14 protein-coding genes are annotated in these 14125 nt (G+C 61.4%); 1 reads left to right on the top strand and 13 read right to left on the bottom strand.

Annotation, left to right across the window (positions count from 1 at the left end):
- Positions 1-3 precede the first annotated feature (3 nt).
- From visN to U5G49_RS01605, 12 genes are all read right to left on the bottom strand, one after another.
- Entirely contained in the window at positions 4-750 is a 747-nt protein-coding gene (gene visN, locus U5G49_RS01660) for a transcriptional regulator VisN (RefSeq protein WP_028734030.1), read from the bottom strand.
- 447 nt (positions 751-1197) lie between these two features.
- Entirely contained in the window at positions 1198-2889 is a 1692-nt protein-coding gene (gene fliF, locus U5G49_RS01655; protein ID WP_018244797.1) for a flagellar basal-body MS-ring/collar protein FliF, read from the bottom strand.
- Positions 2890-3099: 210 nt separating this feature from the next.
- On the bottom strand, positions 3100-3489 hold the full coding sequence (gene cheT, locus U5G49_RS01650) for a chemotaxis protein CheT (protein WP_018072555.1): 390 nt from the start codon (positions 3487-3489) through the stop codon (positions 3100-3102).
- Between the two features lie 16 nt (positions 3490-3505).
- A complete protein-coding gene (cheD, locus tag U5G49_RS01645) occupies positions 3506-4060 on the bottom strand; it encodes a chemoreceptor glutamine deamidase CheD (RefSeq protein WP_018244796.1) in 555 nt (184 codons plus the stop codon).
- Complete coding sequence (locus U5G49_RS01640) at positions 4057-4446, bottom strand: response regulator (RefSeq protein ID WP_003556488.1); 390 nt, start codon at positions 4444-4446, stop codon at positions 4057-4059. Before U5G49_RS01640 ends, cheD begins: the two co-directional genes overlap by 4 nt.
- A complete protein-coding gene (cheB, locus tag U5G49_RS01635) occupies positions 4447-5490 on the bottom strand; it encodes a protein-glutamate O-methylesterase CheB (RefSeq protein WP_193446806.1) in 1044 nt (347 codons plus the stop codon).
- Complete coding sequence (gene cheR / locus U5G49_RS01630; protein WP_017992932.1) at positions 5487-6395, bottom strand: protein-glutamate O-methyltransferase CheR; 909 nt, start codon at positions 6393-6395, stop codon at positions 5487-5489. The genes cheB and cheR overlap by 4 nt, the downstream gene beginning before the upstream one ends.
- Entirely contained in the window at positions 6392-6859 is a 468-nt protein-coding gene (locus tag U5G49_RS01625) for a chemotaxis protein CheW (protein ID WP_012756045.1), read from the bottom strand. Before U5G49_RS01625 ends, cheR begins: the two co-directional genes overlap by 4 nt.
- Before the next feature lie 4 nt (positions 6860-6863).
- On the bottom strand, positions 6864-9155 hold the full coding sequence (locus U5G49_RS01620; protein WP_193446805.1) for a chemotaxis protein CheA: 2292 nt from the start codon (positions 9153-9155) through the stop codon (positions 6864-6866).
- A gap of 17 nt (positions 9156-9172) precedes the next feature.
- Complete coding sequence (cheY1, locus tag U5G49_RS01615) at positions 9173-9538, bottom strand: chemotaxis response regulator CheY1 (RefSeq protein WP_003545492.1); 366 nt, start codon at positions 9536-9538, stop codon at positions 9173-9175.
- Positions 9535-9831: an STAS domain-containing protein gene (locus U5G49_RS01610; protein ID WP_003545491.1), complete on the bottom strand. Its 297-nt coding sequence runs from the start codon at positions 9829-9831 to the stop codon at positions 9535-9537. Before U5G49_RS01610 ends, cheY1 begins: the two co-directional genes overlap by 4 nt.
- A 63-nt stretch (positions 9832-9894) precedes the next feature.
- Positions 9895-11523: a globin-coupled sensor protein gene (locus tag U5G49_RS01605; RefSeq protein WP_193446804.1), complete on the bottom strand. Its 1629-nt coding sequence runs from the start codon at positions 11521-11523 to the stop codon at positions 9895-9897.
- A gap of 830 nt (positions 11524-12353) precedes the next feature.
- On the opposite strand from U5G49_RS01605, the gene U5G49_RS01600 reads away from it, so the two are divergent.
- Positions 12354-13775: an ArnT family glycosyltransferase gene (locus U5G49_RS01600; RefSeq protein ID WP_193446803.1), complete on the top strand. Its 1422-nt coding sequence runs from the start codon at positions 12354-12356 to the stop codon at positions 13773-13775.
- A 24-nt stretch (positions 13776-13799) separates the two neighbouring features.
- On the opposite strand, the gene U5G49_RS01595 is transcribed toward U5G49_RS01600, so the two are convergent.
- A complete protein-coding gene (locus U5G49_RS01595) occupies positions 13800-14105 on the bottom strand; it encodes a helix-turn-helix transcriptional regulator (RefSeq protein WP_018445827.1) in 306 nt (101 codons plus the stop codon).
- Positions 14106-14125 lie beyond the last annotated feature (20 nt).

Raw genomic sequence — 14125 nt, 5'->3', positions numbered from 1 at the left:
CCCCTATACGAGATTATTCCGGACGGCGAAAGCAATGGCCTCGGACCGGGTCTTGGTCGCCGTCTTGCGCATCACACTGGTGATGTAGTTGTTGATGGTATTGCGGGAAATTCCGAGGATCATCGCGATCTCGTCGCTGGTCTTGCCCTCGGCAATCCAGAACAGGCATTCCAGTTCCCGGTCCGTCAATTCGAAATCGCGATCGACCCTCGTCCCGCCGCAGCGAAGGAAGCTCGCGACATAACCTGCAAGCAGACCGACATCGCGCAACCGCTCCGGCGAAAGAATGAATCCCTCGCCGAACAGGAACATCAGAGCCAGCCGCGACCGGCCGACATTGAAGGTCACCGAACAATATTGGCGGCTGGCGCCGTCCGGAACTTCGGCACTGTCAGGCAGAAGAGCAAAATTCGGCTGGAAGACCTGCATGCATCTTTCCAGCTCGGTCGAACGTGCATAGCCGCGGACCAGATCATTGGCGATGTCCCTGACCAGGTCGAAGGGCCAATCAGACGAAACGATGAAATCGAGGCCACTTTCCTGGAGGAGATCGCAGCGCGCCAGAAGATAGTGCGAAGCACCCACGTAGTCCGTCAGTGCGCGCAGGCCAGACTGCAACCTGCCGCTGCTGGTGACACCGTGGAGGCGCTGGAGCAGCTCATCGCGCGGCAACAGATCCGGCACCACCGCACTCGCGAAATTCGCCATCTGCCTCTCGCCTTTGCTCGCCTGAATTACATTCATATCCATTGGCAACGTCCTGCGGCTGAGAAACGATCGAACTCGGTGCAACAGCAATTTTTCTGTAAGGGATTCAATTCAAGTCCCGCTCGAATCCCATTTCGAATCACCTAAGGGTAAGCCAGCCGATGCAAATCACCATCTCCGACTTCTAGGGATTTACTTTCGCTGTCGCCAATGCACTGATTCGATCACTCGTTCCAGCCTTCAAGATATAAGGAGGCTAAGGTGATTCTGGCGGTATCGCAACTTGCTTCGCGTTTTACGCGAGTCCCTCTCATCATGTCGCGCTACAGCCGCATTTCAGTGATCGGGTCTATCGTCTTATTCGAATTCCCGACCCTGAATGTCAGGCCGGGTCTCTCGTATCTGCAGTCACGGCTTTTCGGCAAACAGCGGTTGGGGAATCACGCTTCGGGTACCGACATAAAAAAGGCCGGTTGCCCGGCCTTTGCTTTACGCTGCGTCGTCGATCGCCCATTTCCTGAGGATTTTCGCGGCGCGTTCCTCGTTGATCTCGACCATACGGGAAAGCTTGCGTTCCGGGCCTTCCTTGACGCGCCGATTGAAGTTTCCATCGTCGTCGCCGAGGCTGAGCAGGTCCTCGGTACTGTCGAAGCCGAAATCGGACCCGAAGCCGTCCATGAGAGCGCCACCGGCGGCGCCTGATGCAGGCGCGAAGTCCGGAAGCTCGAGGCCGGCCGCTTCCGGCGTGGCGTCGCCGAAAGCCGCGGAGCTGCCGTTGCCGCTGACGCTGCGCACCAGCGGCCGCAGACCCATCCAGACCACCACGAAGGCGACCGCGACAAAGGCGAGCGAGTTGATGATGCCGGCAAGGTTGCGGCTCAGCATGTCCATGACGCGGACGCCACCGGTGGCGTCTTCAAGCAGCTGGTTTTCGAGGAAGTCCATGGCCGTGACGGTGACGACGTCGCCGCGCTTGGCGTCGATGCCGGCCGCCGAAGCGACGATCTTCTGCATTTCGGCAAGATAGGCATCAACCTTGGTCTGGTCGGCGGGTTCTCCGACCATCTTGGCGATGCGGCCCTTGTTGACCACCACAGCGATCGAAAGCTTCTCGACCTTATAGCTGTTACGGGTCGTCGCCGTCGTCTTGCTGTTGATTTCGTAGTTGGTCTGCTCTTCGCGCTTGTCGGATTTGTCCTGCGATTCGGGCCCGGCGGAACCGCCGGCCTCGGGGGCCGCCTGCGGAATGTTCTGCTCGACCGTCGTCGCGCTATCGGACTGCTTCTGCTGTGACTGCTGGGCTTCCTTCGTCGAGCGAACCGAGCGTTCGACCTTGGATTCGGGATCGTAGGTCGTTTCCTGGATCTGCTGGGCGTCCGTGTTGAGATCGGCGGTGACGCTGGAGCGGAAGTTGTCCATGCCGAGGAAGGGTGCCAGCGCCTTGTCGATGTTGGATTCGACTTCCTGCTGAACGTTCTGGACGATGTTGAGCGAGCGGTTCAGCGAGCTGTTGCTCGCCTCGTCGCCGGAAGCGAGCAGCTGGCCGGCGGAATCGAGAATGGTCACGTCATCGACGTCAAGCCCCGGCACAGCCGAGGCGACGAGGTGGCGGATCGAGGTCGCTGCGCTGCGCCCGGTGGTCGCGCTGGCGCGAATCATGACGGAGGCAGTCGGTTTCTGCTCCGCCTTCCGGAAGTTTCCGACCTCCGGCATGACGATGTGGACGCGTGCGGCTGTTATGCCCGAGATCGACTGGATGGTGCGGGCGATTTCGCCTTCCAGCGCCCGAACCCGCGTCACCTCCTGCATGAAGGAGGTCAGGCCAAGAGAGCCGACATTGTCGAAGAGTTCGTAACCGGCATTGGCGCTGTTCGGCAGGCCGCGCTCGGCAAGCATCAAGCGGGCCTTGCCCGTCATCCCCGCGGGGACGCTGATGCTGGTGCCGTCCGTGCCGACCTGGAAATTGATGTTGGCTTCGGCAAGCGCCATGCTGATCTGGTTGAGATCCGGCGAGTCCAGACCGACATAGAGCGTTTCCTGTGCCGGCTTGTTGACGAAAAGGGCAGCCGCAAGGACGATTGCGATAGAGACGGCACCGACGCCTCCAAGAATCATCAGGCGCGTTCGGCCCAAGGCGCCGAAGTTCTTAAATATCTGAACTAATTGATTTAACAGATTCATTCTGTTCTCGCACGATCCGTCAAAGACAAAGCAGGCTTATTGCCTCATCAGACGAATAGTCGGCGAAACTTGTGCGAGCGTTTCGTGAAGAACGGCAGGGCCGAAAAGGTCCCAAGCATGTCGCGCAAAGGTGTGCTGCGGTTTTGCGAAAACGACATGCGCAAAATGGGCCTAAAGCGCAAGGCGCGAATCTGAAGATTGCGACGCGCTTTAGAAGAAATCGAAGTCGCCGGCTGCCTTGCTCAATGGCTGGGAATGGCCGTGGCGTGTGGCGCCGCCCAATGCCTTCTGCATCTCTGCCAGCTTGACGAGGCTGAGCGCGGTTGCGACATCGACTGCCCAGCCGTGCGGGATTTCACCGGTGATGGTATCGATAAATTCGGCAAGGCCGCGCGATTTCTGCACTGCCAGATCAATGCCCTGCATGACCTTCATGGCATCCGGCGAATTCAGGATTTCGGCGCCGCCGATTTCGAGAAGCTGCGGCTCGATGCGCTCGATGAGATAGGCGACATCGTGCAGTTCGGACACGATGCGCATCAGGATGTCGCTCAGCGCTTCAACAGGCGCAGGCGGCTCCATCACCGGGTTAAATGTCATATGAAAATCCTCGCCATCAAAAAAATTCGATACTGGTTTCGACGGGCTTCTGCGGAGCGGCGGGACGCTGCTCGAGAGCGACAGTTCTCTGCGTTTCGGCGCCGGTCAGGGGGTATTGCCGCGCACGACCGGAGACCGGCCAATATTCAAGCTTGCGTCCATGCTCTCCACCGGTCGAGGAACCGACCACCGGAATGCCTTCATCCCTCAGGAACTGCACGGCGAAGGCCGCGTTCTGCTCACCGACATTGGAGAATGTCGAGATCGTCTTCGCGCCGCCGAAGATTTTTGCTTCCAGCCGGTCGCGCCGGGCGCCCTGCTTCAGGAGGCCGTTGATCAGCAGTTCCATCAGATGCACGCCGTACCGCGTGGCATCGCCACCTGAAGTCGGCGACGTCGCCGAACCGGGCAGCAGAAAGTGGTTCATGCCGCCGACACCGGCGACAGGATCTCTGAGGCACGCAGCCACGCACGAACCGAGAATGGTCGAGAGGACCGCATTCGGATCGCTCAGAACCTTGTACTCGCCCTGAATGATGTGCACGCGGCGGGCTGCCCCCTCAGTGATCATTTCAGGGCTCCAAACACGGCTTCGATGGCCGCTTTCATCTTCTCGATCGTGAACGGCTTGGCGAGCACGTTGTTGGCGCCGAGCTGGGCCGCCTTCTGCACCAGCGCGCGGTCGCCCTGGGCGGTCAGGATGATGAAGGCCGCCTTCTTGGTGTTCGGGTTGGTGCGAACAGCCTGAAGGAAGCCGATGCCATCCATCTTCGGCATGTTGAAGTCCGAGATCACCAGGTGGTGCGGCTGCTCGGCCATGATCTTCATGCCCTGCTCGCCGTCGCCGGCCGAGGTGATCTGCTTGAAACCGAGCTGGGTCAGCGCGTCGCTGAGCAGCAACCGGCTCGTTACCTGATCATCGACGATCAGAACTTTGATTTTCTCCGCGATCGACATTTATTCGGTCCCTTCCTTTCGGGCGGCTGTCATTTTCAATATTTCTTCACCGATGGCAGACAGCGGGAGCTGCTGCTCAACGGCGCCAAGTTCGTGAGCAACCCTTGGCATTCCGTAAACGACACAGGTTTTTTCGTTCTGGCCGAGCGTTCTGGCGCCGGCGTGGCGCATTTTCAACAATCCGGCGGCGCCATCGCGGCCCATTCCGGTCAAAATCACACCGACGGCATTGCGGCCCGCCAGTTCCGCGACCGAATCGAAAAGTACGTCCACCGAGGGGCGGTGACCGTTGACCGGTGCCCGGTCAACGAGACGGCAGCACGGCGCCGAGGCGCTGCTGACCTGGAGGTGACGCTCGCCGCCGGGCGCCAGATAGATCTTGCCGATTTCGAGACGGGCACCATCGGTCGCTTCCTGCACCACCGGCGCACAGAGACGGTTCAGTCGTTCGGCGAAGCTCTTGGTGAAGGTCGGCGGCATATGCTGGGTGATAACGGTCGGCGGGCAATTCGCCGGAAATTTCTGCAGCACGGCGATCAGCGCCTCGACACCGCCGGTCGACGAGCCGATCGCGACGATCTTGCGGCCGACCCGGAAATCGGCGACCGAGGGTGGTGGCGCGACGGCGGCAGCAGGCTGGGAATACTGGCGTTGCGTGCGCGCGGCGGCCTTGACCTTCTCGGCGAGGTCGCCAAACGGCCTGAGTTCGCCCGGCGCCGGCTTGCCGACGCAGTCGAACGCGCCGATCTCCAGCGCCGCAAGCGTCGCCTCGGCGCCGCGATGGGTCATGGTGGATACCATGATCACCGGCATCGGACGCAGCGTCATGATCTTTTCGAGGAAATCGAGACCGTTCATGTTTGGCATCTCGATGTCGAGCGTCACGACGTCGGGGTTCAGCCGCTTGATCGCTTCGCGCGCTTCCAGCGCATCGCCGGCCTGGCCGATGACGTTGACCTCGGGGTCGGAACTCAGCACGGCGGTGATCAGGCCCCGCATCGTCGGGGAGTCGTCAACAACGAGAACTCTTGCCGGAGCGCTCATGCCTTCCTCCCGAGACCTTTGGCCGTATAGCGATAGGTCGTGATGCCGATATTGTCGAAGACGTGTTTTGCCTCACCCGAAACGCGCTCGGAATGGCCGATATAGAGATGCCCGCCCTCCGGCAGCAAACCGGCGAAACGTTGCCAGATCTTCATCTGCGTCGGCTCGTCGAAATAGATGACGACGTTGCGGCAGAAGATGACGTCGAACTTGCCCTTGAACGGCCATTGCGCCATCAGGTTCAGCTCGTTGTAGGTGATCAGCCGCTTGACGCGGTCGTCGACCTGGAACTTCCTGCGGCCCTGTATCTCGACTTCGCTGAACCATTGCTTGCGCATGGCAGGCGACACGGTTTCAAGCGCGCTCTCGTCATAGGCGCCGGCCCGGGCGATCGCGAGAATCTTCGGATCGATGTCGGTTGCCAGGATCTTGAAGTCGTAGTCCGCGACATTCGGCATCAGCGACAGCACCGTCAGCGCGATCGAATAGGGTTCCTGGCCATCGGAGGAGGCGGCTGACCAGATGCGCACCCTGCCGCCCGATCTCGCCCGCTGCAGAAGTTCCGGCAGGACATGGTCGCGCAGGTGGTCGAAATGGTGGTTCTCGCGGAAGAAGCGGGTAAAGTTGGTGGTCAGGTGCGAAAGCATCTCGCGCCGCGGCGCAGCACCCGCCGGCGAAGCGACGAGGTCGCAATATTCCCGAAAGCCGGACAGACCGAGATTGCGGATATGCTTCGATAGACGCGAATAGACCAGCGACGCCTTCGTCTCGTTGAGGAAGATGCCGGCATCCGAATAGATCATTGCGGCGATCTCAGTGAGGTCGCGGCGCGTCAGCGGATATTCTCCGCTCGCCAGGACCTCGTCGGATCCCTGTCTCTGATCTTTTGCGCCCATTACACTCATGCGGCTTCGCTTTCGGTCTCTGGAAAGAGGGATTCGAGTTCGATCAGGCAGATCATTCGCTTCTCGATGGCGAGAATGCCGCGGGCAAATTGACGCTCGAGTTCGGAGGAGATCTCGGGCGTCGGCTGGATGGTTTCGTCGGTCACCGTCAGGATATCAGAAACGGCGTCGACCAGGAGGCCGACGACCTTACGCCGGACCTGGGCGACGATGATGACATGACGGGCAGTCGGATCGGCCGGCTTCATGCCGAGCCGGGCCGCAAGATCGATGATCGGCAGCACCGCGCCGCGCAGGTTGATGACACCCAGCATATAGCCAGGCGAATGCGGCATCGCGGTCGCCGGGGTCCAGCCCCGGATTTCGCGAACCGACATGATGTTCACGCAAAATTCCTGATCCCCGATGCGGAACGCGATCAGCTCGCGATCCCCCTCGTTCAGATTTTTTACAGTGTACGACATTCCCTTAGCCCACCGCTGCTAACGACATTTCCGCTTTGAGCGACTGGCCGCGCGAGGCGCCGACAACTGCGTCGACATCGAGGATGAGAGCCACGCGGCCGTCGCCGAGGATTGTGGCGGCAGCAATGCCCGGCACGTGGGTGTAGTTTGCTTCCAGGCTCTTGATGACCACCTGGCGCTGACCCTGGATGGCGTCGACCATCAGGGCGCGCTGGCCGCCGCCTTCGGATTCCACCAGAAGCGCCACGCCCTCGACCGGATTGGCCTGGGTGGCGCGGAAGTTCAGGATGCGGCCGACATCGACCAGCGGGCAGAAGCTGTTGCGGATCGAGATCAGCCGGTGGTTGGCACCGAAGGAATGGATCGCGGCAGCTTCCGGCTGCAGCGTTTCGACGATCGCGGTCAGCGGCACGACCAGCGTCTGGCCGGCGACGGTGACCACCATGCCGTCGAGGACGGCGAGCGTCAGCGGCAGGCTCATGGTGAAGACCGAACCGTGGCCCGGCTTCGAGGTGATGTTGATGCGGCCGCCGAGCGCCTGGATCGAGCGCTTGACGACGTCCATGCCGACGCCGCGGCCGGAGATGTCGGAGATCTTGTCGGCCGTCGAGAAGCCCGGCAGGAAGATCAGGTTGTCGATTTCCTCGTCCGACAGGTTGGCGTCGGCCGGGATGAGGTCGTTGTCGATCGCCTTCTGGCGGACCTTTTCGCGGTTGATGCCGGCGCCGTCGTCGGCAAGCTCGATCAGGATGCGTCCCGAACGATGCTTGGCGGTGAGGCGGACCGTGCCTTCGGTGTTCTTGCCGGCGGCTGCGCGCTTTTCGGGTGTTTCGATGCCGTGGTCGACGGCGTTGCGGATCATGTGGGTCAGCGGCTCGGCCAGCTTGTCGATGACCGTCTTGTCGACTTCGGTGTTTTCACCTTCGGTGATCAGGCGGATCGATTTGCCGGTCATGTCGGCGATTTCGCGGACGATACGCGACATGCGCTGGAACACCGGCTTCACCGGTTGCGCGCGGATCGCCATGACCGAGTCCTGGATCTCGCGGGTGAGCTGCTGCAGCTCCTCGAGGCCCATATTGATCGAGGAGGTGCCGGTCGTGTCATTCTCGATGACGCTCTGCGACAGCATCGCCTGGTTGATGACCAATTCGCCGACGAGGTTGATGAGGCGGTCGACACGGTCGAGATCGACGCGGATCGTCTGGCCGGCACCAGCGGCATTGTTCTGGGCGGCAGCACTTGCTGCGGCCGCTGCGGCGGCTGCCGATTCCTTCTTCTCGACGCGGGCGGCGGCTGCGGCCATCTGCGTGACGTTGGAGGCATTTTCGGCGGCGGCAACGGCTGCGGCCGTCTCTTCGGCGCGCGCGTCTGAGGCGGAAACCTCTTCCGTTGCGCCCGTTTCGTCCAGGATCGACAGATCGAAGGGGACCGGCACCATCGGCAGTTCGTCGTTGCTGGTCGCGTCCGCCCTTGATTCTTCGACCGGCTTCACCGTCAGCTCGCAATCCCACTCGGCGAATTCGAAAACGGTGCGAATGGCGTCCTCGCCCTTGTCCGTCTTGATCGTGACGTTCCAGAAGAAATAAGCGCCTTCCGGATCGAGTTCCTCGAGGCCCGGCAGCTCATCCGTATTGCAATAGATCGTCATTTCGCCGAGGCGCGAGAGGTCGCGCAGCAGCAGGGTGGCGTCATTGCCCTTGGAATAGAGTTCGTAGCGCGGCTTGAAGATGACCTCATAGGCCGGCATGCCGCCCGCATCGCCCTCACCGCCAAAATCGTCAAAGGAAAAGGGGACTGGCTGGAAGCCGCTGTCGTCGGTCGGCTTGGGGGTCGGCGCCGGAGCGGCCGGAGCAGCCTTTGCGGCGGCCTTCGGCGCCGGCGCTTCGGACGATGCCGAGGGAGACGGCAATTCGCCGTTGGCCAACGCCTCAAGTTCCTTGACGAGGCCGCGGCTGCGGCTTTCATCGACGCTGCCGCCGTCGCGTGCGGCGTTCGTCAGGTCGGCGAGCACGTCGGCCGACTTCAGCATCACCTTCAGGACATCCTGGTTCGGCTCAAGCTTGTTGGATCGAACGCAATCGAGAGTGGTCTCGAAAACATGGGCGAAGGCTACCAGATCGTCAAGGCCGAAGGCGCCGGCGCCACCCTTGATCGAATGCACGGCACGGAACACCGCATTGACGGTTTCCGGATCGCGATCGCCATCATTCATTTTCAGAAGACCGGATTCCAGCTCGGCGAGCTGCTCCTCGCACTCCTGGAAAAAGATCTCTTTGATTTCGTTCATATCCATAGGAGCAAATCCTGGGTTTAAGCGGTTACACGCTCAATGGCATCGATCAGCTTGGCCGGGTCGAAAGGCTTGACGATCCAGCCCGTGGCACCGGCCTGGCGGGCGCGGTTCTTCTTTTCCGCGTCGCTTTCGGTGGTCAGGACCAGGATCGGGATCGCCCGATATTTCTCGTTGCGGCGGACACCTTCGATGAAGCCGAAACCGTCGAGGCGCGGCATGTTGATGTCGGTCACGATGACGTCAGGATTGGACTCTTCGAGAACCTCGAGGCCCTCGATACCGTCTTCCGCCTGGATCGTCTCGAAGCCGGCATTGTTCAGCGTCACGAGAAGCATGTTTCGGATGGTGCGGGAATCATCCACGGTGAGCACTTTTTTCTTCATTGCCGAATCTCCTTGGCAAGCAGGTGGTCAATATTGACGCCAACCAGCTGCATCGTTTTCTGAAATGCGTCGGACACCTTGGAGAAGGTGAACGGCTGCTTGTCCTGCTCCCAGGTCTTCTCGGCGGACATCAGAACCTGGGCGCAAAGAGCACCGATCCGTTCGACGCCGGAAGCGTCTATCGAAAGACCGCTACCCCGGAGGGAGAGGAGTTTATCGCGCAAGGCGGAAGCCTCGTTGAGGTCGAGCACCGCTGTCAAATCCAGCGTCTTGCCACTCTTCTTTGCTGCCATCAGCTTTTCCTTGTCCCCTTATCCCCGGCCCGAAAAGACGAGCTGGGGCAATCATCCGATAGGTTAGTAAACATTCCGCCCACCTCCGACGCCTGCGAAGGGCTGTGGAAGGCCAAAATCGTCATTTTCGTATTCGTCCACGGCCGGTGCCGGACGGGCGGCGGCCTCGATGGCGCGCGGCGGTGTCACGCGAACCGGTGCTTGACGCCCGGCAGTGGCATTTTCCCGGGCGATGCGGAATTCGCGAATCGTCTGGCCGAGCTCGAGAATGACGGTGTGGAGGTGGTCGGCGCCTTCAGCGGAGCGCTCCGCAAGTCCAGCACTATCCGCCACTTCGCCACCCAGGCCCTTGACGTCTGAAGTCACGCTGTCGAGGCTTGCGGCATGTTCGCCGGTTCGAGTGGCGATGCCGGCGATGGCGGCGTTGATGTCGGTGACCTGACGCACGATGCTGCCGATCGAATCCTGCGTGCGCCCGACCATCTGCACGCCGGCGTCGACTTGCGCCTTGGTCGTCGTCACCAGCGTCTTGATCTCGCGGGCGGCTTCGGCCGAGCGCTGGGCAAGGGCGCGAACTTCCTGGGCGACGACGGCAAAACCGCGGCCGGAATCGCCGGCGCGAGCGGCCTCGATACCGGCATTCAGCGCCAGAAGATTGGTCTGGAAGGCGATCTCGTCGATCGCGCCGATGATCTGGCCGATCTTTTCGGCCGACTGCTCGATATCGGCCATGGCGCTGATCGCGCGGCCGACGACCTCGCCGCTTGCCTCGACGGCAGCGCGCGTCGTGGCGGCCGCCTGTTCGGCAGCGCGGCTGTCGGCAGCACCATCGCGCACACTGCCGGCGATGCCGGCAAGGGCCGCAGCGGAAAGCTGCAGCCGATCGGCCTGTCCGGAAGCGGTGCTGGCGAACTGCCGCGACAGACCGGCAAGCGAGCCTGTCGCCGCTTCGGCCTTGACCGTGCGCTCGGTGATGGCGGTGAACTCGGCCTGGAGGCCATCCAACGCGCCGTTCAGCGCGGCGGCGATCCCGGCATAGGCGCCGTCGACGGGCGCGCGTCGTGTCAGGTCGTGTGCGGAAAGACCGTCGATGACATCGCCGAAGATCCGGGCGATGTCGGCCTCGTTGTCGGCGCGCTGGTCGGCAAGCGCGCGCTGCTCCCCGGCGCGCAGCGCGTTGAAGCGGAGCGAGACGGCAATTTCCACATCGACCATGACGATGCGGATGATCGCCGTCATCAGATCGGAGATTTCGCGGGTGCGGCGCTTGGCCGACGGCAGCAGCGGACGGCCGGCGATCTCCTCGGCGAGAGCGGAAACGACATGCTCCAGCATGACGGCATGGCCGGCCACGTGCCAGCGCGGGTCGAGGCCCATCTTGCTTTCGGTATCGGAGAGAACCTTGACGCGCTCGGCATAGAGGCTGTCGAACCGCGCATCCGTCAGCACGTCCCAATGCGAGGACTGCAAATCGTGCAGGCGGTCGACCTGGCGCTCGCTCTCGAAATTGCGCGAGGCGTCGGGGAATGACTGGAACCTATGGAAGAGATCCCTAAGGCCCGCCTTCAGATGCGCTTCGAGGGCCGGCCGGTTGCGGCGCACCAGATCGCACTGGTCGGCATCGAGACCGGCAAAGCGCAGGCGGTCGCGCAAGCTGCCTGCCTGCGCGCCACGAGCCTGATCTGATGGCATATCCTGCCTCAACGCCTGTCCCCAACCACTTTCCGGGCAAAGGCCCGGCCAAAAACTTTCGCAGCATCCGATGAACGCGAAGCGTGGAGACGGTCCTCACCACCGGTCGCAACCGGCGGATCGAGCCCCCTGATCAGCTATGTTTCGGAGCTGTCTGAAGAGATGGATACCGGATTAACCCGGTACGGCGGGACGGCGTCATGCCTGGTGGGAACGAGTGCATCTTCCCATTCCGACGTGTAACCCAATGTTTATGGTTAATTCCTTGCTTGAAGGTTAATAAGCCTTTCGCGGTGCAGGCTTTTGAAGCAATTCAAGGCCGTTCACAGCAAATACTGCTGCGGAGTTGCACGGCTGCTACAAGGCACACGCAAGCTCCGTGTTATATGCCGGTCGATAACCAAGACATGACGTCGACAAGGACAGAGCAATGATTGTTCTCGGATTGGGTTCCTGCTTGATTGCAATGACGCTGCTTGCCGCCGTCGCCCGTCTCGATTTTCTCGCTGCAAACCGCGATCTCCGCGCGCTTCGGGTGTTCTAAAGCGCATCGCGATTCTTTGGGATTCGCTCCTCGCGATTTAGCTCTCTGTTTTACACATGTCGTTATCGCAAAACCGCTGCACAGTTTTGCGCGACATGCTTTAGAGCGCCGTGCGTCCTTTCGGACGCACAAAGGACGCTCTAACACTTTGAATCTACGCATCGTGCTTTCCGAAAATCGATTCCGATTTTCGGGCCGATGCGCTAGACCCACCCTTCCCAGTTGGCAGTCCGGCACCTTTGGTGTATCGCACTCGCGCCTTTCATGTCAGCGGAACTATCGGTTCATGTCCCCCAGATCTGGTCTCCTCATCGTTCTTGGCTTCACGCTCTGGCGCGTCGTCACGCTCAATTTCGATGCGACGGACCTTTTCGTCGACGAGGCGCAGTACTGGTTCTGGTCGCAGAATCTCGATCTCGGCTATTATTCCAAGCCGCCGATGATTGCCTGGGTGATCCGGGCGATGACCGAGCTTTCCGGCTCCAACGCCATCTATTGGATCAGACTGCTCGGACCGCTGATCCACATGGCGGCGGCACTGGTGCTGATGAAGACGGCAAAACGTTTCGTCGGGCCGGAGGTCGAAGGCTGGACGGGCGCCACCTACATCACGCTCCCCGGCGTTGCGCTTTCGTCGGTGTTCTTCTCGACCGACGTGATCCTGCTATTCTTCATCGCGATCGCGCTGCTTGCCTATTTCGGCCTTACGCAGCGACGCTCGGTCGAGCTGGCGCTCGTCATGGGCCTTAGCGTCGGCCTCGCCTTCCTGACGAAATATGCCGTGCTGTTCGTCGTTCCGGGCGGCGCGCTTGCCCTCCTCCTCATTCCGGCGGCACGCATCGCCATCCGGGATTGCATCATCGCGGTCGCGGTCGCGGCGGTCGTCGCCCTGCCGAACCTGTGGTGGAACCTGCAGCACGACAACACGACGGTGCGGCATACGCAGGATATCGCCCATTGGAGCGAACTCGGTATCAATGTCCGTCGCGGGCTTGAATTCTTCTCCGCCCAGTTCGGCGTCGTCGGGCCGATCATCTTCTTCGCGATGCTCTGGGCGGTCTATCACATGATCAAGGGCAGGAGCGACGACCGCGAGAAGATGCTGATCTGGCTGTCGATGCCGGTGGTGGTGCTCATCACGCTTCAGGCAACCGTCGCCAAGGCCTATGCCAACTGGGCGGTGACCGCCTATGTCGCCGGGACCATCCTTGCCGTCTGGCTGCTTTACCGGATGTGGCCGAAGGGGCTCAAGCTGTCGCTGACCATCAACGGCATCGCCAGCCTGCTTTTTCCGCTGGCGACGATCTTTCCGCATCAGTTGCTGCTGCCGAACGGCGACGAGCTGATGAAGCGTTATCTCGGCCGCGCCGAGGTCAGCCGCGAGGCCGCCGCACTCGCAGCTCAGACCGGCACCGACATCATCGTCACCGACAATCGCGACATGGTCGCCGATCTTTTCTATACCCTCCGCGATGCGTCCTACAAGATCTATGCGCGAGCGCCCGCGGGCCTTCCGGAGAGCTATTACGAGCAGGAATTCGCTCTGCCTGCCGACATCACCGGCAAGGTGCTTTTCCTGACGGACGGGCCCTTCACCTGCGCCAGCGAGACGCCCGAGGTACTGAAGAACTGGCAGCCGCCGGAAGGCAACTACAAGGGCAAGGCGCTTTCCATCTACAAGGTCTCAGCCACCTGCCTGGCACCCTAAGCCGGTTCAGCCGGCTGTATCAGGTCAGCCGGCTGTATCAGGCAGGCAAAGGCCGGTGCCCGCCCCTTCGATCTCCACAAATTTGACGCCGCCCTCCTCGAAGGCGAGGCGCAGCTGCGCCTCCGTCGCGCGGTGGATGTCGTGGTGCCGGCCTTCATAATCGCGGATGGTGCTGCGCGAGACGGCAGCCCTCTCCGCAAGATCGGTCTGAGTCCAGTCGAGCAGTCCGCGCGCCGCGCGACAGAGAGGGGGAGTGAGAATTGTTTCCCTTGCGCCTTGACCCATGATTTCAAGTTGCCCATATTGGTCGATATAGACCATATATGTCATATTACGAACGGGATTTCCAG

It is taken from the genome of Rhizobium indigoferae (assembly GCF_034554815.1).
Lineage (GTDB): Bacteria > Pseudomonadota > Alphaproteobacteria > Rhizobiales > Rhizobiaceae > Rhizobium > Rhizobium leguminosarum.
The sequence above is the reverse complement of the archived record's forward strand: the minus strand, read 5'-3'. Positions and strand labels throughout refer to the sequence as shown.

What these genes read in the sequence shown, in the direction of transcription:
- U5G49_RS01640 (WP_003556488.1), bottom strand. Translation starts at nt 4,446, where the DNA reads ATGTCGATCGCGGAGAAAATCAAAGTTCTGATCGTCGATGATCAGGTA.
- visN (WP_028734030.1), bottom strand. Translation starts at nt 750, where the DNA reads ATGGATATGAATGTAATTCAGGCGAGCAAAGGCGAGAGGCAGATGGCG.
- cheB (WP_193446806.1), bottom strand. Translation starts at nt 5,490, where the DNA reads ATGAGCGCTCCGGCAAGAGTTCTCGTTGTTGACGACTCCCCGACGATG.
- U5G49_RS01605 (WP_193446804.1), bottom strand. Translation starts at nt 11,523, where the DNA reads ATGCCATCAGATCAGGCTCGTGGCGCGCAGGCAGGCAGCTTGCGCGAC.
- cheY1 (WP_003545492.1), bottom strand. Translation starts at nt 9,538, where the DNA reads ATGAAGAAAAAAGTGCTCACCGTGGATGATTCCCGCACCATCCGAAAC.
- cheD (WP_018244796.1), bottom strand. Translation starts at nt 4,060, where the DNA reads ATGATCACTGAGGGGGCAGCCCGCCGCGTGCACATCATTCAGGGCGAG.
- fliF (WP_018244797.1), bottom strand. Translation starts at nt 2,889, where the DNA reads ATGAATCTGTTAAATCAATTAGTTCAGATATTTAAGAACTTCGGCGCC.
- U5G49_RS01625 (WP_012756045.1), bottom strand. Translation starts at nt 6,859, where the DNA reads ATGTCGTACACTGTAAAAAATCTGAACGAGGGGGATCGCGAGCTGATC.
- U5G49_RS01595 (WP_018445827.1), bottom strand. Translation starts at nt 14,105, where the DNA reads ATGACATATATGGTCTATATCGACCAATATGGGCAACTTGAAATCATG.
- cheR (WP_017992932.1), bottom strand. Translation starts at nt 6,395, where the DNA reads ATGAGTGTAATGGGCGCAAAAGATCAGAGACAGGGATCCGACGAGGTC.
- cheT (WP_018072555.1), bottom strand. Translation starts at nt 3,489, where the DNA reads ATGACATTTAACCCGGTGATGGAGCCGCCTGCGCCTGTTGAAGCGCTG.
- U5G49_RS01620 (WP_193446805.1), bottom strand. Translation starts at nt 9,155, where the DNA reads ATGGATATGAACGAAATCAAAGAGATCTTTTTCCAGGAGTGCGAGGAG.
- U5G49_RS01600 (WP_193446803.1), top strand. Translation starts at nt 12,354, where the DNA reads ATGTCCCCCAGATCTGGTCTCCTCATCGTTCTTGGCTTCACGCTCTGG.
- U5G49_RS01610 (WP_003545491.1), bottom strand. Translation starts at nt 9,831, where the DNA reads ATGGCAGCAAAGAAGAGTGGCAAGACGCTGGATTTGACAGCGGTGCTC.